Genomic DNA, 23,557 nt, shown 5'->3' with positions numbered 1-23,557 from the left:
AATATCTTGTTGTTTCTAATGATTATTTCGTGGGGATTCGTCAGGCTCTGACCCCATTTATTTACCATTTATTCCCTTAAATTCTTGTTCAATGGTTTAGTTTCATTTTAAAGCGCCTAACCTTGTATCTAAGTTCTTATGATGTATTAGAATAACTGTATCAGCTTTTTGTGATTTAGCATTGACTAATTAAATCAAAGTGTTACTTTTACATTGCTTGCATGTGTTGTAAGCGTTGCATGGAAGCACTATTCGTATAATGTAATTTTATTAGGATAAATATAACTAAGGATAGAAATGAAAAATACTACTTTTAAAATGTCTTTATTTGCAATTTTATTTGCAGGAACTCAGGTTGCACATGCTGATGAACCAAATGAGCTTGTTGTAGGGGATTATGTAACCGCAGATTGGTCTTGTACATTCGCCAAAGGTTACAACGTTTCTACATATGAGTTTAATGCATATCCATTTAATTTATACAACACTAGTGTTATGGCAGATAAAGAAGTTTGGTACCCACCTGCTAAATATGATGGGAAGGATGCTGTAAGGGTTATTAATGGTCAACCTTATAGCTCTGATGGAGTTAAAGGGGAACATTGCTCTAAAAATACTAGAAATCATCTAATTAAAAATCATCGACCTGCTGCAAATTTTACAGTATCGCAAGAAAATATGTGGCCTGCAGGGACTAACCGAGTGACTATTAGTGCCATAGCTTCTGACATAGAAGAAGATTATGGCTCAGGACAAAGAACAGGCGGTAACATTGAAGGATATGAATGGAGAGTTAACGGAGTTTTACAAACATCTACCTCAAAAACTTTAGTGATGTATACCCAACGTGGCGGAACTTTTAATATTTCATTAAAAGTTACTGATGATGGTGTTAAATCATACTCATATCCTAATGATACATACATAAATGGTGGGGATAATGTTTTCAAATTAGATTATACCTACACTCGCAATGTTGAACTACTCCCATGGAGTTGTAACAGAGCTTGTGTAATTTGGTAGTAAATTCAATTAAGGAAGTGTTTAGCACTTCCTTAATTGCCCCAGATTACAAAATACAAAATATATTGGGTCAGATTAAACTAATCTAACCGCCGCCGCAGTCTACAATTTTCCCAATTTTGGCCAGTGCAGGGTGGAACCCTGCGATCTACATCCAAACGAAGTTTGGAAACCTAAAGAGTAACCTTATGATTACTCTGGATCATAATCCAACACTGGTGACAACCATTTCTCTGCTTCTGCCAATGTCATTCCCTTACGCTCAGCATAATCCTCAACTTGATCTTTACCTACATTCGTCACCCCAAAGTAACGTGATTTCGGATGGGCAAAGTACCAGCCTGATACGGCTGCGGTTGGGAACATGGCATAGCTTTCAGTGATGTTTAAACCAATGGTTTCATCGGGTTTAAGCAAATCCCACAATAAGCCTTTTTCAGTATGATCAGGACATGCTGGGTAACCTGGCGCTGGGCGAATCCCTTTGTATTTTTCACGAATAAGCGCTTCGTTATCTAATATTTCATCGGCAGCGTAACCCCAAAACTCTTTACGTACTCGTTCATGCATACGTTCGGCAAAGGCTTCGGCTAAACGGTCGGCAAGACACTTAAGCATAATGGCGTTGTAGTCATCATGGTTCGCTTCAAAACGCGCGACATGTTCATCAATACCATGACCTGCGGTGACTGCAAATCCGCCCATGTAATCGGCAACGCCAGAGTCTTTTGGCGCAACAAAATCAGATAAACAGAAGTTGTCATTACCCACACGTTCAAGCTGCATGCGCAGATGATGGGTGGTCATTTCAACTTCGGTACGTGTTTCATCAGTGTATAGCTCAATGTCATCATGGTTGACGGTGTTGGCTGGAAATAAGCCCATAACCGCTTTGGCGGTGAGCCACTTTTCACTGATGATGGTTTTAAGCATGGCTTTACCATCGGCGTATAGTTTGCGGGCTTCTTCACCTACAACCTTGTCGTCTAAAATATCAGGGTAACGGCCATGTAATTCCCAGCTTCTGAAAAACGGCGTCCAGTCGATGCGATCAACTAAGTCTTCAAGTGGGTAATCATCAAAGACCTGACGACCTAATACATTCGGGGTAAACGGCGTGTAGTTGTCCCAGTCATGCTGACAACGATTCTCGCGCGCTGCCTCAATGGATATGATGGTTTTACGTTTAGTTTGTGATAAACGCTTTTCACGCATCACATCGTATTCATTATAGGCTTCATCAATGGTGGCTTGACGGGTTTCATTATTAATCAGTTTTGACACCATAGGTACGGCGCGTGAGGCGTCGGCAATGTAAATTGCCCCAGTTGGCGAATGGGGCGCAATTTTAACGGCGGTATGAATTTTTGAACAAGTCGCGCCGCCAATAATCGATGGAATGGTTAAACCTGCCTTATGGAAGGCTTTAACGTTGTGCACCATTTCATCAAGGCTTGGGGTGATAAGGCCTGACATGCCAATGATATCAACGTTTTCAGCTACCGCGACTTCAATGATTTTATCAACGGGCACCATCACGCCTAAATCGATCACTTCATAGCCGTTACAGGCCAGTACGACGCCGACAATATTTTTACCAATATCGTGCACGTCGCCTTTCACTGTGACCATTAAGATTTTGCCGTTTGATTGGCCTTCGACTTTTTCGGCTTCAATGTAAGGGTTAAGGTAAGCAACGGCTTTTTTCATTACTCGGGCTGATTTAACCACTTGCGGCAGGAACATTTTACCTGCGCCAAATAGGTCGCCGACCACGTTCATGCCATTCATTAATGGCCCTTCAATCACATCAAGCGGGCGCACAGCTTGTAGGCGCGCTTCTTCAGTGTCTTGGTCGATAAATTCGGTAATGCCTTTTACTAGCGCATGGGATAAACGCTCTTCCACAGGCCAGCTACGCCATGCTAAATCTTCTTTTTTAGCGATTTGTTTACCGTCACCACGAAACTTTTCTGCCACATCAAGTAGCTGTTCGGTATTAGTTGAGTCGGCAACAGGGCAAGGTAAGTTTTGCACCACGTTTTCGACTTTCTGTTTTAAATCTGGGTCAATATCATCGTATATAGCTAACTGACCCGCGTTAACAATCCCCATGTCCATACCGGCTTGAATCGCATGGTATAAAAACACCGCATGAATGGCTTCACGTACTGGGTTGTTACCACGAAACGAGAACGAGACGTTTGATACACCGCCTGAAATCATTGCATAAGGCAGGGTGGCTTTAATGTCTTTAATCGACTCGATAAAGTCGACTGCGTAATTGTCATGCTCTTCAATACCCGTAGCAATGGCGAAGATATTCGGGTCAAAAATAATGTCTTCAGGTGGAAAGCCAACTACATCGACTAAAACGCGATAAGCACGGGTACAGATTTCAGTTTTACGAGCGCGGGTATCGGCTTGGCCGTCTTCATCAAAGGCCATTACGATGGCTGCAGCGCCATAACGCTTCACTAAGGTCGCTTGTTTGATAAAGGCTTCTTCGCCTTCTTTCATCGAAATAGAGTTAACGATCGACTTGCCTTGAACGCACTTAAGGCCAGCTTCAATCACTTCCCATTTTGATGAGTCAATCATGATAGGTACACGAGAAATATCAGGCTCAGAGGCGATTAAGTTTAAGAACTTTTTCATCGACTCGGCGCCATCGAGCATGCCTTCATCCATGTTGACGTCGATGATTTGCGCGCCGTTTTCGACTTGTTCACGCACCACATCGAGTGCTTCTTCAAACTTTTCTTCTTTGATTAAGCGTAGGAACTTAGCAGAACCTGTGACGTTGGCACGTTCGCCCACGTTAACAAATAATGAGTTGCCATCAATGGTTAATGGCTCAAGTCCTGAAAGGCGACAAGCGACTGGGATCTCAGGCAGTTTACGTGGTTCGTGATTTATCACAGACTCACGAATGGTATTAATATGCTCAGGCGTACTACCACAACAGCCACCGACAATATTGAGCATGCCATCGGCGGCCCAATCTTGAATCACTTCAGCCATTTCTTCTGGGGTTTCATCGTAACCACCAAACTCGTTTGGCAGGCCAGCATTGGGATGCGCTGATACAAAGCATTCTGCAATACGCGATAGCTCTTCCACGTAGGGGCGCAGCTCTTTTGGCCCTAAGGCACAGTTAAGCCCGATTGATAATGGCTTAATGTGGCGTAGTGAATTGTAAAAACCTTCGGTGGTTTGCCCGGTTAATGTACGGCCTGATGCATCGGTAATGGTGCCCGATATCATCACAGGTAATCTGTCACCAAGGGTATCGAAGACTTTTTCAATGGCAAATAATGCGGCTTTGGCGTTTAAGGTATCAAAGATGGTTTCGACCATGATGATATCCGCGCCGCCTTCAATTAAGGCGCTGGTGGATTCAACATACGCATCGACCAGTTCATCAAAACTGACATTACGAAAGCTTGGATCGTTTACATCTGGGCTGATAGAACAGGTACGGTTTGTCGGGCCTAAAACACCGGCAACATAACGTGGCGTGCCAGTTTGCGCTGCCACTTCATCAGCTGCTTCACGTGCAACGCGAGCACCTTCTAAGTTCATTTCAGCCGATAGCGACTGCATGTCGTAGTCGGCCATGGCGATAGTAGTGGCATTAAAGGTATTGGTTTCGATAATGTCGGCGCCAGCCAACATGTATTTGGTGTGAATGTCTTTAATGATTTGACGTTGGCTTAGGATCAACATGTCGTTGTTGCCTTTTACGTCGCAATGCCAGTCTTTAAAGCGCTCGCCACGATAATCAGCTTCTTCCAATTTGTAGTCTTGGATCATGGTCCCCATGGCACCATCAAGGATTACAATGCGCTCATTTAGCGTATTGGTAAGTTGCTCAAGAACCTGACTGTAGGAAGTCGACTTCGTCATAACTGATTACCTTTATTACTTATTAGTTGGTGCTATTGGCCAGCAATATGGTGATGAGGCAGTGCGATTAACGCTCATTAGCATACCTTTATTGATTGGATAAAAGGCGCTGACAAGTGAAAAATCCCTGTAAAAATATTCATCATCAAGATTTGTTTGGACATTTAAACGTATAGACGTCCATAATACGTTTAAATAGATTGTAAGAGCAAGCGCATTACACAAGTAAGCTGGACGCTAGATTAAATTCAGTGTCTATGAAATCTTTATAATCGTCAGAAGTGAATGATTTACGCTTGATAATGGCTGGCTGTTAGCTGAGTGCATGCTTGAACTGAATGAAGGCACGAAACAGAATGAGGGCACGAAGCAGAGTGAATTGAGCTGAGTTGCACTGAATTGAGTTGCACTGAACTGAACTGAGTTGCACTGAACTGAACTGAGTTGAACTGAACGAAACGAAACAAGGGTGAAGCGTTAATATGCAACAAGCCAAAATGATATTACTGCGTCATGGTCAGTGCGAAGGTGGCAATATTTTACGTGGTAAAACCGATGTTGCGCTTACGCCTTTGGGCGTGGCCACCATGGAGGCTAGCGTAAAAAAATTAGGCGGGGCTTTGCAGGCTGCTTCGTTGACGATATACAGCTCTCCTTTAATACGCTGCCAGCAATTTGCCCAAAATTTAGTGGCTGATATAAATCAAAACCGCAGCTTCAGCCAACAACTTAATGCTAATGAACCTGTTAACAAGCGAGAGTTTGATTGCCAAACCAGCTTGTTAGCTGAAGTAATACAGATGCCGCAATTTCAAGAAGTAGATTTTGGTGACTGGGATGGGCAAACGTTTGATGCTTTATACCAACATGACGGCCAAGCTGTAGATCGCTATTGGACTAACCCTTGGCTGCATACACCACCTAATGGCGAAACGATGCTTGAGTTTGAAGCCAGAGTCACTAATGGACTCGCCGAGGTGTCTGGTCAACTTGCGGCTCAGTTATCAAGTTTGAAGCAATTAAAGGGGCAGGTTTCAGGTGAATCAAGCCTTGCTTCATCGCCTGAGACTGATTCTGATATTGACTTTGATAATGGCACAGCTACAGGGAATGAGAAAGCAACTGCTTTGATTGTCACCCATGGCGGCGTGATCCGCTGCATCATGAGTCATATTTTAGGGCTTGATCAATGCGCTGGTTTGTATTCACAGCTGGCGATAGATTACGGCGCCACAGTGGTGATTGATGTTTATTGGCCAGAACAGGCAGTAACTAAACAGTCATTTAACTGTGCTTCTGAAATTGAATCGACGCAATCAATGACAAGACCTGCGGCCAGTAAACCCGTCTATCGATTACATTGGCCGAGTTAAATTAATCACCTGCAAAACTTGAGCAGCTAAATCACTAAAAGATTATCGTTAAAAGGTCATAAACTCGGTGAGATATATCGTACAATAGTGCGAGAACAGTTTAACCGCTTGCAAGCTAAGCACTTAATAATCACTGTTTGTTTAAAATGTAATAACGTTAATTTACTGCTTTGTCGTTAGTAAAACTCGATAGCCAGTAAATGAATAGGGAATCATGGCATTCATAAGTTACTTATGATGATTAGCATGAACTGTACCCGCAACTGTGATGTGGCATGAAATAGCAAGCTAGTTTGTTCGTTTGCCCACTAAGTCAGATACCTAGCGTTATTTTCTTTGCTGTTTAACAGCGTTATGCAACCTAAGCGGGTGACTTAGGCGGAGTGTTAATGTTATTTATTCGTTCATTTTCCTTATCAGGTATTAATGCATTTTTTATCGCTAGCGCTGTAGGCGTTATCGCTAAGGCGACAAAGATATGAGTGCAGATATCCCTTCAGCGTTAAACGTTGAACTCCTCAGTTGGTCTGCTGATGATAATCAGATCCTTTCTCGCGTCAGCTTTAGCCAAAATCAGGGAGAAATGCTTGGACTGATTGGCCCCAATGGCGCCGGTAAGTCGAGCTTACTGCGTTGTCTCTATCGTTATATCACCCCAGAGCAAGGCAATGTGAAGCTTTTTGGCCGTAACATTAATGGCTTTAGCCAAAAGCAACTGGCGACTCAAGTGGCAGTCGTTCAGCAAGAAACTCCGCACTATTTTGAAATGACCACAGAGCAAATTGTCGCAATGGGGTTAACGCCCCATAAAGGCTTGTTTGAAAGTGATTCTTCGTCGGATAAACAAGATATTGCCGATGCACTTACCAAAGTTGGTTTGCAATTAAAGGCCAAGCAGCAATATGAGCAGTTATCAGGTGGCGAAAAACAACGGGCATTAATTGCCCGTGCGATTGTGCAAAAACCTCAGCTGCTGATTCTTGATGAACCGACCAATCATTTAGATATTCGTTATCAAATCCAAATTTTAGAGCTAGTTAGGCAACTTGGGATCAGTGTGATTGCTTCTATTCATGATTTGAATTTAGCCAGTGCTGTGTGCGATCGCTTAATACTGTTAAATGCAGGCAAGTGCATTGCGCAAGGTTTACCAGATGAAGTGTTAACTGAAGCCATTATTGGTGATGTATTCGGGGTATGTTGCCAAGTGTCCAAACACCCTCAACACGGCAAACCTTTGATAACCTATTTTTATGGCTATCAAAGTGGTGGTCATAGTAAAGATGATGAAGCAGAGGCAAGTTTATGACCCTAGCTGCATCATCGATGAAATATAAGCTATTAATTTTTGCGACCGCATTATTAACCCTAATGACACCTATTGCAGCATCAAGCTTTGGCGCTGCAAACATTAGTTTTGAGCAAGTCGTTGGCTTATTTGCCTCACCTTTTTTGGGCGCTGATGCTGACAGCGCTAATGCCTTAACGCAACGAATTGTGTTTGAGTTACGTTTACCTCGAATTGCATTAGCCTTTATTGCTGGCGCAGGTTTAGCGCTCGCAGGCAGTGTGTTGCAAACTGTCACGCGAAATCCGTTAGCAGATCCCTATTTATTTGGTATAAGTTCAGGTGCCTCTTTTGGCGCAGTATTGGTGCTGAGTTTTTTTGGTAGCCAAGGATTAGTGCAGCAATGGTTGTCGGAGTCTGGTAGCCACTTAGCCGAGGCGATACTGCGTTCTGGCTGGTTTAGTCATGATGCCTGGTGGTCATGGTCATCACTCAGTTTGCCCATAGGGGCATTTATTGGTGCGTGTTTTTCAGTGTTATTGGTGTTGTCTTTATCGGGTTTTGGCCGCGCAAGCCAAGTTGAAAGAATGCTGTTATCCGGTGTTGCTACTTCATTCATGTTTGGCGCACTGACCAGCTTGGTATTGTATTTTTCTAGCCCGCAAGCTGCGGCGTCAGTGCTGTTTTGGAGCTTAGGCAGTTTTGCCAAAGCAAGTTGGCAAGGACTGGTGATACCCGCTGTGGTGGTATCCGCCAGTATATTGATTATTTTGGCATTTAAGCGTCAAGTTATCGCGATACAGGCTGGCGATGAAAGTGCCCACTCATTGGGGGTAAATGTCGCCAAGCTGCGTTTGTATATGTTGGTATTGTGTTCATTAATCACCGCCGTACTCGTGGCAAGTTGCGGCGGTATTGGCTTTGTGGGCTTAATGATCCCCCATACTGTTAGGCTACTTTTCCCTGGGCAGCAGCCTATTTTAATTACCGCACTTGTCGGTGGATTATTTATGGTGTGGATAGATGTACTCGCCCGTTGCTTACTGGCTAACCAAGAATTACCTGTTGGGATTATTACGGCTGCTATTGGTAGTGTGTTCTTCCTATTTGTTTTACGCCATCGTCGTTAAGACGCTGTTTTGGAGTATAAAAATGTTTGCAGTAGATCCGGTTAACCATCATATAGATGAGCAGATCCAACATAAAATAAACCAAAAAACTAAGCCTTTGGGCGCGCTAGGTCTTTTAGAAACCTTGGCAAAGCAAATTGCACAAGTGCAGTTTGCCAAACAATTTAATGGCAGACACAAATTGTCTATTAAAGAGCCTGCAATGTTAGTGTTTGCAGGGGATCATGGTATTGCAGCCCACGGGGTGTCAATTGCACCGAGTGAAGTAACCAAACAAATGGTGGCAAACTTTGCCTCCGGCGGCGCGGCAATTAATGTCTTTTGTCGTCAAATGGGCTTAAACCTTGAAGTGATTGATTGCGGGATGCTCACCCCAAGTGATGCGCCTAGCGTGACTAACCATCGACTCGGCTCAGGCACAAAAGCGATTCATCAAAAGCCTGCGATGAGCTTATTGTCGGTTAAAGATGGTTTTAGTTATGCCAATGAAGTGGTGCAGCGCCATTATGATTCAGGTTGTAATTTAATTGCTTTAGGTGAAATGGGCATAGGTAATACATCATCTGCCGCAGCGGTGATGGCAGCTTTATTGAAATTAGATATTAAAGATTGTGTTGGCCGAGGTACGGGTATTAACGATGAAGCGTTTGCATTAAAAACCGAGTTATTAACTGTGGCGATGAACCTACATCGTAATAATCTTAATGATCCGGTTAATGTTTTGGCTTGTTTGGGCGGCTTTGAAATTGTGCAGATGACTGGGGCTATTTTAGCTGCGGCTGAAAAGAGAATGCTGGTGGTGATTGATGGCTTTATCGCGACTGCAGCAGCATTAGCAGCGGTAGCACTGCACCCTGATGCGCGAGGTTATTTAATTTTTGCCCATCAGTCTGATGAGCAAGGTCATATCAAAATGCTGCAAGCGTTAGATGCTCAACCGATTTTATCTCTAGGGCTAAGACTCGGCGAAGGGACGGGAGCAGCACTGGCGTTACCGATTATTCAATCAGCTGTTAATTTTTATAATGACATGGCCAGTTTTGAAAATGCTGGCGTGAGCAATGTGGTTTAGGCTGCTATTAACATTAACGCTATCAAGGATTAGAGAATGTCTCAGGGTTCAGATATCGGCTCCTATTTCAATATGGGCTGGTTCAGGAAACAACTAAACTTACTGCTTATCGCAATGAGTTTTTTTACTCGAATTCCTATTCCTGCATGGGTAGAGTTTGATAGCGATAAGCTCAATAAAGCCAGCCGTTACTTTGGCGTAGTGGGCTTAATTGTGGGTGCTGCGAGTGCTTTGGTATTTTGGTTAAGTCAGTTTGTTTTACCCAATAGTGTTGCGGTGATCTTAGCCATTATTACTAGCGTATTAATGACTGGTGGTTTTCATGAAGATGGCTTAGCGGATACCGCAGATGGTTTTGGTGGTGGCTGGAAAGTTGCTGACAAATTAAAGATCATGAAAGACTCCCGTATTGGCACTTATGGCACCTTGGCAGTGGGTTTAACCTTACTGTTAAAGTGGCAACTATTGGTTGAAATTGCACTTTATAGTCCACTTAAAGCGGCTATTGCGCTGATTGTGGCACATTCTTTAAGTCGAGTCGTTGCGGCGAGTATGATTTTCTCTGAGCAATATGTCACTGAAGATGATGGTAGTAAATCTAAGCCGTTAGCACAGCACCAGCATATTAATGATTTATTGATTTTATGTCTTAGTGGTTTTGCCGTCTTAGCTTGTTTAAATGGCCTTGTGGCATTTGTGTTGTTGCTGGTATTAGTTGCGCTTAGACAATTATTGATTTGGGGTTTTAATCGTCAAATTGGTGGATACACAGGCGATACCTTAGGTGCAGCTCAACAAATTAGTGAACTGATGTGTTATTGCATCATGTTAACCATAGGATTGAATTAATGATCCATCTTGTTTTAGGTGGCGCGCGTTCTGGTAAAAGTCGTTATGGAGAAACCTTAGCGGCAACGTATGCTGAGCAGGTTTCTGAGCAATGTTCAGCGCAAAGCCCTAGTTGTATTTATATCGCCACAGCAACTGCTCTAGATGAAGAAATGAGTCAACGTATCGCACGTCACCAACAAGACCGTGTTGATGCTAAAGTGAATTGGTTATTGATTGAGTCGCCACTGGCATTAGCATCCACCCTCATGGAACAAAGTGCTGATGATAAGGTCATTCTGGTTGATTGCTTAACGCTTTATTTAACCAACCATTTAGTTGCTAGCGAAGAAACCCACCGCAATGGTGTAGATGATTTATGGCAGCAACAAAAAATTGCTTTGCTTAACGCTTTACCACAGCTCAAAGGTCATATCATTTTTATCAGTAACGAAGTGGGTTCTGGCATTGTGCCATTAGGTGAACTCACACGTCGTTTTGCCGATGAAGCAGGTTGGCTAAATCAAGCCATTGCCGAGCAAGCTGATAAAGTGACTTTAGTGGTCGCGGGTTTGCCATTAGCGCTTAAATAAACAGTTATTTAATAAAAATAATCCCCAACTTATTGCCTATCTACGTTGAATTATTGGTAATAAATGCATCATAAACAGCAAAGCATGAAGGATGATTGGCATCAATGAGCAATCGAGAAAACTCAACCCTGGCTGAAGACGAAAAAGTCATTAGCGAGTTTAGTAATGATGTTACTGATCATAGTTATCAGGCTGGGGCGGCCTCAACCTTAATGGTGCAAGGTACAACTTCAGATGCTGGTAAAAGCACCTTAGTTGCTGGCTTGTGTCGACTATTTGCCAGAAAGGGCACTAAAGTCGCGCCATTTAAACCACAGAATATGGCATTAAACAGTGCTGTGACAAGTGATGGTGGTGAGATTGGTCGCGCTCAGGCGCTGCAAGCTGTGGGTTGCTACCTTGAGCCTCATACCGACTTTAATCCTGTATTACTTAAGCCCAGCTCAGATACGGGCGCGCAAATTATTATCCACGGTAAAGCACTATCCACACTTGAAGCCAAAGCCTTTTTCGGGCCAGAAAGCCGTAACTATAAATCGGTTGCAATGAACGCGGTATTGCAGTCGTTTGAACGGCTAACTTCTCAGTATGAAATGGTGATTGTTGAAGGTGCAGGCAGCCCTGCAGAAATTAATTTACGCGAAGGCGATATTGCTAATATGGGCTTTGCTGAAGCAGTAGATTGCCCAGTGATTATTATCGCTGACATTGATAAAGGCGGCGTATTTGCTCACCTAGTTGGTACTTTAGCGTTATTAAGTTTGTCTGAGCAAGCGAGAGTGAAAGGCTTTGTGATTAATCGTTTTCGTGGAGATATCAGCCTATTGCAGTCAGGTATTGATTGGCTAGAAAGTTACACCAACAAGCCTGTTTTAGGTGTTTTACCTTACCTACATGATTTACATCTTGATGCAGAAGATGCCCTGGTTGATGATCCTAATGCTTCCGTTGATGCTCCTAATTCAGACTTATCTATTGATGAGTCTTCACCAAGCTCATCGAATCAGTTGCAAGCGCAACAGAAAATTAAAGTGCTGGTATTAGTGTTTCCACGAATAAGCAATCATACCGACTTTGACCCTCTGAGATTAAACCCTTATGTGGACTTTCAATATGTGAGTATGCAAACCCAAGCGAGTAATAAGCTGTTTCCAAGTGCCGATCTTATTATTCTTCCTGGCAGTAAAAATGTCCGCGCCGATTTAGCTTTTATGTGTGATCAAGGCTGGGATAAAGCAGTCAATCGGCACTTACGTTATGGCGGTAAAGTCGTTGGGATCTGTGGCGGCTATCAGATGTTAGGCGTGCAGATTGACGATCCAAGTGGTATCGAAGATGTCGCTGGTAGCAGTAACGGCCTAGGATTAATTAACATGACGACCGTGCTTAGCGAGCATAAAACCCTTAAACAGGTCAGTGGAGAATTAACCTTGGATGGCCAGCTGGCTAGTGTCAATGGCTATGAAATCCACTGTGGGCAAAGCGAGTTCATTAACCCAAATGATAGTCAGCCTTTATCTTTGCAGTCGCAAGAGAATACTGGAATTGACGATGTTGCTAAAACAGAAACGGCAACTAAAACCACAACTAAAACCACAACTAAAACCACGACCAAACCCGCAACGACAACTACAACTACAACCACAGCCGTTGCTGGTCAAGTCTATTCAGAAGGTTGTGTAACCGCAGATAACCAAATTTTGGGCACTTATGTTCATGGGCTGTTCGATAGCCCAACAGCGTGCCAATTGATATTAACCTGGGCAGGGTTAGCACAGGCTCAAACGGTGGATATCAATCAGATAAGAGAGCAGCAATTAGATAGATTAGCTGATGTGCTAGAAGCGCATCTTGATATGGACAAATTAACAGGAAGTCTTGCATGACACAGTCTGACAATAACTTAGATAACAATGAAGCAGCAGATACTAAAGCTGAGCGTCATAAAGCGCGCCAGCAAAAACTCAAAGAAGGCGTAGATGCAAAAATTGCAGCGGCTCAAGAAGAGAAGGGTATTTTATTGGTGCTGACAGGTAACGGTAAAGGAAAATCAACATCCGGTTTTGGCGCGGTAACCCGTTGTGTTGGCCATGGACAAAAAGCTGCAGTGGTTCAGTTTATCAAGGGTGGCTGGGAGTGCGGCGAACGTAACTTACTTGAAAAAGTGGGTGTTGAGTTTTATGTCATGGGCACAGGTTTTACCTGGGAAACTCAAGATAGAGAGAAGGACGTTGCTGCAGCTGAGTCCGCTTGGCTAGACGCTGAAAAGTTACTCAAAGATGAATCTATTAATATGGTGTTACTTGATGAGTTAACCTACATGGTGACCTATAAATATATTGAATTAGCACGTGTTGTAGAGGCGCTAAAGAATCGTCCTAAAATGCAGCACGTTATTATTACAGGCCGTGCGTGTCACCGTGAAATCATCGAACTTGCAGATACGGTTAGTGAAGTACAACCCATCAAACATGCCTTTAACGATGGCATAAAAGCCCAACTGGGTTTTGATTATTAAGACAGTGAGCATGAATTCATAGGTGTCGTTGAGTCGTCAAACTCACTTAACGGCATCTATGACTAGGATTATTTTCATATACCAATTTTCACTGCCATCACCCATCACCCATCACTTTCTCCTATTACTTCCTTCAACTATCACTTCCTTTTTAGTTAGCACTGTACATTGTGAGCTCACTTTTATCGCTTTTTATTGAATATTTGGGTTTGAATTTATATGAGCCTCAGTGATGCTTCATGTTAAATAAAAGTTGATTCAGGTGTTTTTATGCATTTTTGGGAGGATGTTAATTTTAATTTGTCTAAATTCGATTTTGAACGGCTTGTTTTATTAGCTTACCTTTATCAATCACTCGGATTTAGACCTTTAAAGTAACGCTTTGTATGAAATTGTATCTTATTTTAAATATGTTTTAATTTTTATTTGTTCTCTATTTTGTACTGTTTTTAGTTGTGGTGTGATTTTTATGTTTTACATTGTTTTTAATTAGACCCTTGTTTCGGTTGGTTTTTATTGGTTTATGTTTTTAGCTGTTTATTATTTGCTGGTTATTTGTTTTTTGTGGTTATTAATGTTTAACCTTATTGTTCTGTATATTGATAAATGACTTGTCTGTAACCGTATCGTCATATTGGTTTTAAGTTTATGTAATGTAAGTGGTATTTTTGTTTTGTTAAATTAATTGGCGGTATTGTTTTTGTGAGGTAGCTCGTGTTGGCCACCTTGCTATGGCGCTGTAACTTACTTAATATTCTAATGTTGATTAATTCTGGTTGTTGTGATTAATAATTAAGCATGTGTTGCGGTTGTGTAAAATTAGTTTGTGGGAATGCCTAATACATAAATATTAGAGCTCATCCGTTTAAATATAATTTTTATTTACATTTTGATTTTTGAGTATTTTGAAATGTTGTCATTTTTACAAATGAACATGCTTCCGTTTGTTTTTCATTCTTGAATGTCTTTCGCCTGATTTTATATGAGTTTACTTGTATGGATAATCCTTTAGATATTCTTATCGCCGATAAATCAACCTCACATTAATAATAATTAAGTCAGAATCCAACCTACAAGCTAAAGGTTGAAGTTCACTAATGGAAATAAACGCGATGCTTAGAAAAACTACAGTTGCAGTCGCATTGGCCTCTTTATTTTGTATATCAGCAGCTCAAGCTGCGACATTACAACAAGAGGACAATGGCGATTACCTAGATTTATACGGTGAAGTGGGTGTCGGAGGTCATTTCGGCACCAATTCAGATTATAACCACGATGAGTTTTACGATACCAAAGGGTATGTAGACGACAGCTTTGCCACTATGGGCATTAAAGGGCAACGTTCAAACTACATCTACCGACTAGAGCTGGATTATCAACGCAGAAATTGGCTTGGTGGTGACGGTGAATTTGAGTTGGCTATTGATAAGTTATATGTCGGTTATGTGTTTGACGACAATCATTGGATTGAACTTGGCTTAACCGATACCGCATTTGATGAATATGATCACTTTGGTGACTTTACCTTCAATAAATCGGTAGAAACGGGCGAAGCTGGCGATCAAGAAAACACGGTTAAATACGAAGCTAAATTCGAAAACCTTGTTTATGGCGTTTCATATTCTTATGAAGGTAAACATAAGAACGGATCACCACAAGGCGATATCGTTAATGGTTATGTCGGTTGGATGACGGATGTAGTCTCTGTTGTTGCAGGTCTTGAGACTCGTGGCGGCTCTGAAGGTGAATCTAAGTATGGCGAGCAACAGTTATTTGGCTTAGGTATGCGCGTACAACTGACTGATGATATTGCATTAGGTTTAAACGGTTTTATTGAAGATGAAGACTTAGCCACTCGCAAAAGTGGCGATGTGCACTTAGCTTATGAAACTTTCAGAAACTATGGTGTGACCCTTAGTGGTAAATACGACCTAACAGAGTCGTGGGAAATTATTGCGTCTGCAAACCATGAGCAATATGAAAGCTGGGATGTAGAAAGCCCTAACTACGACTATACCGGTTTGCCCGCTGAATATGGTAAAGACCGTCGTTGGGCGAGTGTCGGCTTTAATTATCGTCCTACCAGAGACATCGTATTGTCTGTTGAAGGCCGTGTTGGCGAAGCCCCAGAAGCCGGATATGCGTACGCACGCATGTATTTCTAGTTTCATTTCCAGTTAAAAAAATATCGAGTTTACTATGAAGAAAACTTTTCTCTCACTGGCCATTGCCAGTGTTATCAGTGTCAGTGCTAACGCAGGCGTTAATGATCTACTGATCACTGAAATGGTACAGAAAAATTATGGAGCTGAAGTCGGCTCTGTTGAAATCACCAATACCCATGCTACTGAGTCATTTACGTTTACCGATGATACTGCCGCATTTATGTGGGGTAACGGTAAGTACGAAAACCAAATGCTTGCAGCTGGTGGTGCACCGCTATTAACGGGTATTACCGTTGAAGCTGGCAAGTCTATTGTGGTAATTAACGCTGCAGCTTCTGACGAATATAAGAAAATTATTACTGATAATGGTGGTGATTTTGTTATTGGTGAGGGCAATGGTTCAGGGACGTACAGCGACTTTTACCTGAGTGGTAATGACGGCTTTTATATCAAAAACGGTGATACCATCATCGATCGTGTTGGCGCAGCCGATAACACCAGTGTTTGGGCTGAAGACACCACATTACGTCGTCGCCAAGACAGCGAAGGCAATGCTCCAGCACCTTCAAGCGACTTTGATGCTTCTCAATGGGAAGTCATTAGCCCGCTAGATATGAGCACTGTCGGCACCCCAAACCTTGCTGAAGCATTTACCCCATTCTTTTGCGAAAATTTAACAACAATCAGTGAAATTCAAGGTACTGGTGGTGAATCACCATTAAAAGGCCAGAGTATTGCTGTACAAGGTGTTGTCACTGCAGTTGTTGATATTCCTAAAAAAGGTTTCTACTTACGTGATGAAGTTGCTGATGGTAACCCATTAACTTCTGATGGTATTTTTGTTGAAAGCGGCAATGCTGATAGCGAACTTGTTGGCCGTACTGTATGTCTCGGCAGTGACGTTGCTGACAGTTACGGTCAAACGCAGTTAAGTGCTGAAAGCTGGGAAGTGACTAATAGTGCTTACACGCCAACATTAGCGACAGATCTTGAAATGTTAGATTCAGACGATGGTTCTTTTGAAACCATGCTTGAACGTTATGAAGGTATGTTAGTTAACTTACCTGAAGATATACGTCCACAAGCTGACGGCGTTCATGACATGCGAGTATCGCGTAGCTTCAGCTTTAACTTCGATAGCTTCCGCAATAACATGACTTTGGCATATTTACGTCCTAATATGCAGCCAAATCAGCTTAATGTAGCCGGTTCGCCAGAATCTGTAGCAGCAGCTGCGCAAAACGATGATTATCGTTTAGTCATTGAAAGTGCAACAAAAGCTAGTAATGATGTTATCCCTTACTATCCTAACTTTGGCATTGCACCACAAGATAATTATGTTCGCATCGACGACAGTGTCGTTGGTATGGAAGGGGTTATTAGTTACACCTTTGGCAATTACAGCCTAACGGTAACTAACGAGTTAACCAGTACCAACTTTATCCATAATTTGCCAAGAACAGACAGCCCTGATATTGATGAAACGGTTGCAGATGACCAGTTTGCTATCCGTATCGCCAGTCAAAACTTGTTCAATTACTTTAATTCTCCATTTGGGGGCGATCAGAACCAGTTTGGCCAAAGCCGTGGTGCTGACACTTATAACGAGTTCATCCAACAAAAAACCAAGTTAGTAGAAGCGATTCGTGCGTTAGATGCTGATGTTGTTGGTTTGATGGAAATGGAAAACAATGGTTATGGTTTAAAGAGTGCTGTTGCTGACCTCGTCAATGAAGTCAACGTGTACTACAACGATGAGTACGCGAATAATCATGACAAGCCTTACTCAACTGAAAATCGCTATGTGTTTGTTGGTTTTGACCATAACGGCAATGGTGTTTTAGACGAGTTAGATGCATTGGGTTCGGATGCAATTGCAACTGGCATTATTTATCGCCCGAGTAAGTTAAGTATTGAACGTACTCGCGTTGTGACAATGCCACAGCAAAAAGCGCCGACTATCGTTAATGATAACAATGAGGTTATCAAAGACGGTAGAGATGAAATTTTAGAAAGTGGTCAAAACTATCATCGTGATGCATTGGTTGTGACCTTTGTGGTTAACCAAACCGGTAAGCGTTTAACGCTTGCGGTTAATCACTTTAAATCTAAAGGCTCAACATGTTGGGAAGATTGGCAAGGTGTTGAATTTGGCGATGCTACTACATGGACAGATGATGCTCCAGATTTAGATTTCCAAGGTTCATGTGCAGAGTTCCGTAACTCTGGTGCCGTTCGTTTAGCTGAAGAACTTAAAACGGTTGAAGGCGATCGAATCATCCTAGGTGACCTTAATGCTTATGCGAAAGAAGATCCTTTATTAGTATTAACAGAGAATCCTCGTAACAAAGCCCTAATGACTGCAAGTCATACTTTTGTCGGTACTAAGCCACAGTTCAACACTGATGGATCACCAGTAGCGATTACAAGTAGTTATGGTTATATCGATATTATCTCTAAAGTTTTTGAAGAAAAAGGTAAAACACCTTGGAGTTATTCATATAACGACGAAGTGGGTTCATTGGACCATATCTTAATCTCACCATCGCTTGAAGATCGTGTGATCGATGCTTCGGATTGGCACATTAATGCTGCTGAATCTAGCCTTTACGATTACAACAATGAGTACAAAGGTGATTACGATAACGAAGTGAATAAGTTCTTTGCTGAAGATCACTTCCGCTCATCAGATCATGATCCAGCATTAGTAACGTTAAGTTACTTGCCAGGTGAGGCTGATTCAAATCGTCCAATCCATTTAACCAATCTTAATAAATTGATGAAAGTACCGTATCAGATCCCTGAGTCTGCTGGTGCGATGGCGGGTGATATTGCCATGATCAAATTAACACCAAAAGATGATGAAGCTAAATTGGATTTGAGCCAATTAGTTGAGCCAAATGTGGTGTTAACCCAAGACGGTGAAACGTTAATTAACTTTGAAGTCTTTGGCGCCCCATCTGCACGTTACACCGCCAAAGTATACCTTGAGCGTGATGGCAATGTAGTTGAAGGTTCTAAAGTTTCTCTAGATTTAGAAGTAGCAAGTAGAGATGCGTTAGTTGCTGAAATTGTTGAGGAAAAACACGATGGTAGTGGCGGAAGTACCGGGCTGTTGAGTCTTCTTGGTTTATTTGGGTTTGCAGCGCTGCGTCGCCGTAATCAAAAATAAGTTCAACCCCAGGTGAGGTGTTAGCAAAGGCTACACCTCACCACCTAACAATAAGATAAGACTATGAATAATAAAATTAACGCAGTCGCTAAGGCAGTTGCCCTATTGCTAGCAACAGCGTCTACAGCTGCACATGCTGATCTGGTCATTACGGAATACGTAGAAGGTGGTGGTAGTAATAAAGCCATCGAAATATCTAACCTTGGTGACAGTAATATTGATCTTGATGCAGCGCAATATGCAATTACGCTGTATTCAAATGGCTCTACTGAAGCCGGAAACTCATCAATACTCACTGGAACTTTAGCCCCAGGCAGCAGCATTGTTTATCATAATGGCAGTGCTGATGATGCCTTTAAAGTAGGGATTGAATCAACAGTCACTTACTTTAATGGTGATGACGCTTTACTGCTAACTAAAGACGGTGTTGTCATTGATCGTTTTGGTAAGCTTGGTGAAGATCCTGGTTCTGAATGGACCGACGCTAATGATGCAAATTTCTCTACTAAGGATAAAACCTTAAGACGTAAGGCTAGTATTACCACTGGTGATACCAATGCATCTGCAGACTTCCCTGGAACTGATAACCAGTGGGTTGTGTTTGATAAAGACACAAGCGACGGTTTAGGTTGTCCTGGTGAAGGTGCTTGTACTGCTGAACCTGGCGTATTAATTATCACTGAATATGTTGAAGGTGGCGGAAGTAACAAAGCGGTAGAACTTTCGAATGTGGGTGGCAGTAGCATAGATTTAGATGCTTCCGTTTACACATTGAGTTTATATGGCAACGGCAGTACCGATGCTGGCAATACTGAAACTTTAACGGGCATTTTAGCTGCTGGCGAGAGCATTGTGTTCCATAACAGCAGTGCAGACGATGTTTTTAAAGTCGGTACAGAATCAACAGTCACTTACTTTAACGGTGACGATGCACTAGTCCTTTATAAAGACGATGTGGTTATCGATCGCTTAGGTAAGTTAGGTGAAGATCCAGGGTCAGAATGGACAGATCCAAACGACCCTGATTTTTCGACTAAAGACAAAACCCTTCGTCGTAAAAATAGCATTACAGCTGGTGACACAGATGCTACTGCTGCATTCCCTGGTGACAATAATCAATGGGTGACCTTTGATAAAGACACTGCCGATGGACTAGGTTGTATGGGTGAAAGCGCATGTGGTAGCACACCTGTAGATCCTGAGCCAGAGCCAGAAGGTCCTTGTTCTGGGTGTGATGAGTTAACCCCTGTCGCAGATCCCGCTACCTTTGATGCCAATGTTTACTACACCAACGTACTTAGCGGCAGTTTTGATGATGCTGAAGCAATGAAAAATGCGATTTCTGTCGCTATCACTGCAGGTCATACACAGTTGAGTTACAAGCAAGTGTGGACAGCGTTGACATACTCAGATGAAGATCCATCTAACAGCAGTAATGTTATTGAGCTTTACACGGGTTTATCAGTGTCTAAGCAAAATAACGGTGGCAATACCAGTGACTGGAACCGTGAACACGTTTGGGCTAAAAGCCATGGCTTCCCAAGTGAGTCTCAGTTAGGTTACACAGATGCTCACCATTTACGTCCAACTAACGTAAAAGTAAATTCTACTCGTAGCAACTATGACTTTAACGAGTGTAGTGATACAGGTACTGAAGTTGCTGATGCTCCTGGTAACTATCTTGATGCAGGTGCTCGTTGTTTTGAGCCAAGAGATGCAATCAAAGGTGATGTGGCGCGGATGATCATGTACATGGATACACGTTACCAAGGTAACGACAGTAACATGCCTGATTTGATTGCTGTTGATCGTATTACCACTGCTGATGAGGTCTCAAATAATGATCCACTGCATGGCAAGTTGTGTACACTTTATGACTGGCACCAACAGGATCCTGTTGACGCAAAAGACATAACGCGTAACGACGCGATTTACCAATATCAAGGAAACCGTAATCCATATATTGATTACCCTGAGTGGGTACAAGAAGTGTATGGGGATCAGTGTGGCGATCCAATAAACCCAAGCTTAGATGTTGATGTCGTGATTGAGGCACCAGAGCAAGTGAATGAAACTGAAACGCTGGTTCTTGATGCATCGGCAACAGTGGCTGAAGATGGTTCAGACTTAACCTTTAGCTGGGAACAAACAGCAGGCCCAGAACTAACATTTGACGGTTCTGCAGCTATTTTGTCTGTGACTGCACCAGAAGTTAGTGTAGACACACAAATCGCGTTTACCTTAACTGTCAGTGATGGCATGTTAGAAACGACGCAAGTTGTAGCTGTTACTGTTGTCAATGTGCCTTTGTCATTTGATATTAGCTTTAGTGGCAACACTGAACTCAATGAAGGCGATAGCACTGTTATTACAGCTGCAATTGCTGATGAACCTGCAGGTTTAGTGTATAGCTGGAAACAAGTATCAGGTGCTGATGCTGAATATAGTGCTGATGGCTTGGTATTGAGTGTGACAGCGCCAGAAGTAACAGTTGATCAGGCTTTGGTGTTTGAGCTTGTCGTGACTGATGGTGACGAGCAATTTACTACCTCTGTAAGTGTTAACGTTAATAATACACTAGATGAAGGCTGGACTAAGCCTGAAGGCGCGGGCAGTTTAGGTGCTGGTTTACTAATGCTACTTCCTCTGTTATGGCGTCGTCGCCAATCTTAATTCATTATTGAGGGTGTATAGCCCTAACGATAATTGAATGGTTAAAAGCCAGTTGTGCAATGATTTGTACAACTGGCTTTTTTGTATAAATGAGTTAAGGGATACAGTTTTAGCTTGTTGCTCTTTTTCGTTTGCAATGTATTATTTTACCATCTGTGAGCTTCCGTAAACGTGATTGTCTAATAAGACATACAAGGATAAAGACATGAAAACCATGACTTGCAAACAACTTGGTGGCGCTTGTGAACACGAGTTTCACGCTGCAACTTTTGAAGAGATGAAAGCCCTAAGTAAACAGCATGGGATGCTGATGTTTCAACAGCAAGAACCAGAACATATGAAAGTGATGGCTGAAATGTCGCACTTAATGCAAGATCCAGCAGCAATGAAAGTCTTTATGGAAGAGAAACAAAGGCTATTTGACTCAATAACAGAAGATTAGTAATAAGAATTGAAATAAGAATTGAAATAAGAATGGAAACTAGATGAGCCATACTGAACAGGACGTTAATGGACAATGAACCTTGTACTACTAAGTAATACAGCTTCTTTAGAAGCGATGAATGCACTGACATTTTTTATTGGTAACTTATCAAAGGATTTGTTGTCATTACCGGTGATTTATATTGCATCTCAGCCTGATCCTAAGCGAGTGTATTTTACTCCTATTAAGATTATGTATCAGCAACTAGGTTTTAAGCAGGTTGACTATATCGAGCTCGAGGATGGTTTTCAGGCTAATGCGTCAACACTATTAGAAAAAGCAGGTTTAATTCATCTATCTGGTGGTGATACATACCGTTTTTTAACTGGGTTAAAGCAACGCGGTATTGATAAGCAATTAAGGTGTCTTGCTGAAGAAGGTACAGCGATAGTTGGAGTGAGTGCAGGGGCAATGATAATGACGCCGAGCATAGATTCAGCAATACTGTGTGGCGATGAAAATACAGTCGGTTTAACTGATACTAGAGGCTTACATTTAGTGTCATTTTTAATGGTTCCTCATGTGAGTGAACCCATTAGTAATCTGTCAGAAATAGAGACATTTAAGTTGCAAAGCGACAATGAGTTATTGCTTTGTAAAGACACCGATGCTGTGGTTATTAATGGAAATAAGCAACAAACGTTCGGTACACCCATTTGGCTAAAATAAGTTTTTATTATCATCAAAACTTTAAATTAATAAAGGGCTTAAATGAGTCAATTTAAGCCCCGTGCTTACTACAAGGTGAAATGCTAGCTAGAACTTTGGCTTATATTCAAAAGCAGCCTGGGCTTTGCTGTCAGTAAAGACTTCAATGACCTGCTTTTTATTGAACATACCGTTAACCATATTATTCGGGAAAGCTTGAATACAGTTATTAAAATTAGCCACGTTTTGGTTAAAGATACGAACTGCAGCACCGACATTTTCTTCTTGTTCTGTAATCTCACTCATGAACTTTGAGAAAGACTCTGATGCTTTAAGTTCTGGATAGGCTTCAACCGCGACATTAATACCTTTAATCAGCTCCTGTGAGGCTTTATCAACATCACTTTGTAACTTAGTGTCGATGTTATTGTCTTGGAGTGCGTTTATCCCTTTACGTAGTGCAGTAATCTTCGGCAGTAACTCCATTTCATAGTCTTTATGCTCTTGTAACACTCTATCTAATTCTGGAATAATTCTGCTACGTTGCCTTTCTTGAGTTAATACGTCAGCCCAACCACGCTGAACGGCATTGTGCTCTTTAACAATGGCATTATAAATACTGAAAATAATGATTGCGCCAAGGATAATTACCGCTAAGAAAATATAAGACATGTCCATGAT

The 23,557-nt window shown here is 42.1% G+C and carries 16 protein-coding genes; 14 read left to right on the top strand and 2 right to left on the bottom strand.

Annotated elements, in window-relative coordinates; genetic code table 11:
* Positions 1–297: 297 nt before the first annotated feature.
* A complete protein-coding gene (locus AB4153_RS02380; protein WP_371996222.1) occupies positions 298–1,023 on the top strand; it encodes a hypothetical protein in 726 nt (241 codons plus the stop codon).
* A 192-nt stretch (positions 1,024–1,215) separates the two neighbouring features.
* On the opposite strand, the gene metH is transcribed toward AB4153_RS02380, so the two are convergent.
* Complete coding sequence (gene metH, locus AB4153_RS02375) at positions 1,216–4,932, bottom strand: methionine synthase (RefSeq protein WP_371996221.1); 3,717 nt, start codon at positions 4,930–4,932, stop codon at positions 1,216–1,218.
* Positions 4,933–5,414: 482 nt separating this feature from the next.
* Between metH and AB4153_RS02370 the strand changes: the two genes are divergently transcribed.
* The 13 genes from AB4153_RS02370 to AB4153_RS02310 all read left to right on the top strand — a co-directional run bounded on the left by AB4153_RS02370 (position 5,415) and on the right by AB4153_RS02310 (position 22,897).
* Positions 5,415–6,305 carry a histidine phosphatase family protein gene (locus AB4153_RS02370; protein ID WP_371996220.1) on the top strand — a complete coding sequence of 297 codons (891 nt, stop codon included), beginning with the start codon at positions 5,415–5,417 and terminating at the stop codon, positions 6,303–6,305.
* Positions 6,306–6,783: 478 nt separating this feature from the next.
* Positions 6,784–7,614, top strand: a complete 831-nt coding sequence (locus tag AB4153_RS02365) for an ABC transporter ATP-binding protein (RefSeq protein ID WP_371996219.1) — start codon at positions 6,784–6,786, stop codon at positions 7,612–7,614.
* Entirely contained in the window at positions 7,611–8,723 is a 1,113-nt protein-coding gene (locus tag AB4153_RS02360) for a FecCD family ABC transporter permease (RefSeq protein ID WP_371996218.1), read from the top strand. Before AB4153_RS02365 ends, AB4153_RS02360 begins: the two co-directional genes overlap by 4 nt.
* A gap of 4 nt (positions 8,724–8,727) precedes the next feature.
* Positions 8,728–9,795, top strand: coding sequence for a nicotinate-nucleotide--dimethylbenzimidazole phosphoribosyltransferase (cobT, locus tag AB4153_RS02355; protein WP_371996227.1), 1,068 nt, complete (start codon positions 8,728–8,730; stop codon positions 9,793–9,795).
* Between the two features lie 72 nt (positions 9,796–9,867).
* On the top strand, positions 9,868–10,644 hold the full coding sequence (locus AB4153_RS02350) for an adenosylcobinamide-GDP ribazoletransferase (RefSeq protein ID WP_248955108.1): 777 nt from the start codon (positions 9,868–9,870) through the stop codon (positions 10,642–10,644).
* A complete protein-coding gene (gene cobU, locus AB4153_RS02345; protein ID WP_102526121.1) occupies positions 10,644–11,216 on the top strand; it encodes a bifunctional adenosylcobinamide kinase/adenosylcobinamide-phosphate guanylyltransferase in 573 nt (190 codons plus the stop codon). The genes AB4153_RS02350 and cobU overlap by 1 nt, the downstream gene beginning before the upstream one ends.
* 212 nt (positions 11,217–11,428) lie before the next feature.
* Positions 11,429–13,102, top strand: coding sequence for a cobyric acid synthase (locus AB4153_RS02340; RefSeq protein WP_371996225.1), 1,674 nt, complete (start codon positions 11,429–11,431; stop codon positions 13,100–13,102).
* The gene (gene cobO / locus AB4153_RS02335) at positions 13,099–13,734 is read left to right on the top strand and encodes a cob(I)yrinic acid a,c-diamide adenosyltransferase (RefSeq protein ID WP_229369364.1); all 636 of its coding nucleotides are present in this window, start codon (positions 13,099–13,101) and stop codon (positions 13,732–13,734) included. The genes AB4153_RS02340 and cobO overlap by 4 nt, the downstream gene beginning before the upstream one ends.
* A gap of 1,112 nt (positions 13,735–14,846) precedes the next feature.
* The gene (locus AB4153_RS02330) at positions 14,847–15,899 is read left to right on the top strand and encodes a porin (protein ID WP_303513251.1); all 1,053 of its coding nucleotides are present in this window, start codon (positions 14,847–14,849) and stop codon (positions 15,897–15,899) included.
* Between the two features lie 34 nt (positions 15,900–15,933).
* Positions 15,934–19,071, top strand: coding sequence for an ExeM/NucH family extracellular endonuclease (locus tag AB4153_RS02325; protein WP_303513249.1), 3,138 nt, complete (start codon positions 15,934–15,936; stop codon positions 19,069–19,071).
* 63 nt (positions 19,072–19,134) lie between these two features.
* Positions 19,135–21,744 (top strand): endonuclease, encoded by a 2,610-nt coding sequence (locus AB4153_RS02320; protein WP_371996217.1) that lies wholly within the window; start codon positions 19,135–19,137, stop codon positions 21,742–21,744.
* A 205-nt stretch (positions 21,745–21,949) separates the two neighbouring features.
* Positions 21,950–22,186, top strand: a complete 237-nt coding sequence (locus tag AB4153_RS02315) for a hypothetical protein (protein WP_303513243.1) — start codon at positions 21,950–21,952, stop codon at positions 22,184–22,186.
* Positions 22,187–22,261: 75 nt separating this feature from the next.
* A complete protein-coding gene (locus tag AB4153_RS02310; protein ID WP_371996215.1) occupies positions 22,262–22,897 on the top strand; it encodes a Type 1 glutamine amidotransferase-like domain-containing protein in 636 nt (211 codons plus the stop codon).
* A gap of 87 nt (positions 22,898–22,984) precedes the next feature.
* Here AB4153_RS02310 and AB4153_RS02305 read toward each other — a convergent pair whose 3' ends face one another.
* A complete protein-coding gene (locus AB4153_RS02305) occupies positions 22,985–23,554 on the bottom strand; it encodes a LemA family protein (protein WP_102526125.1) in 570 nt (189 codons plus the stop codon).
* Positions 23,555–23,557 lie beyond the last annotated feature (3 nt).

The organism is Shewanella sp. 10N.286.52.E4 (assembly GCF_041468785.1).
Taxonomy (GTDB): Bacteria; Pseudomonadota; Gammaproteobacteria; order Enterobacterales; family Shewanellaceae; genus Shewanella; species Shewanella electrodiphila.
The sequence above is the reverse complement of the archived record's forward strand: the minus strand, read 5'-3'. Positions and strand labels throughout refer to the sequence as shown.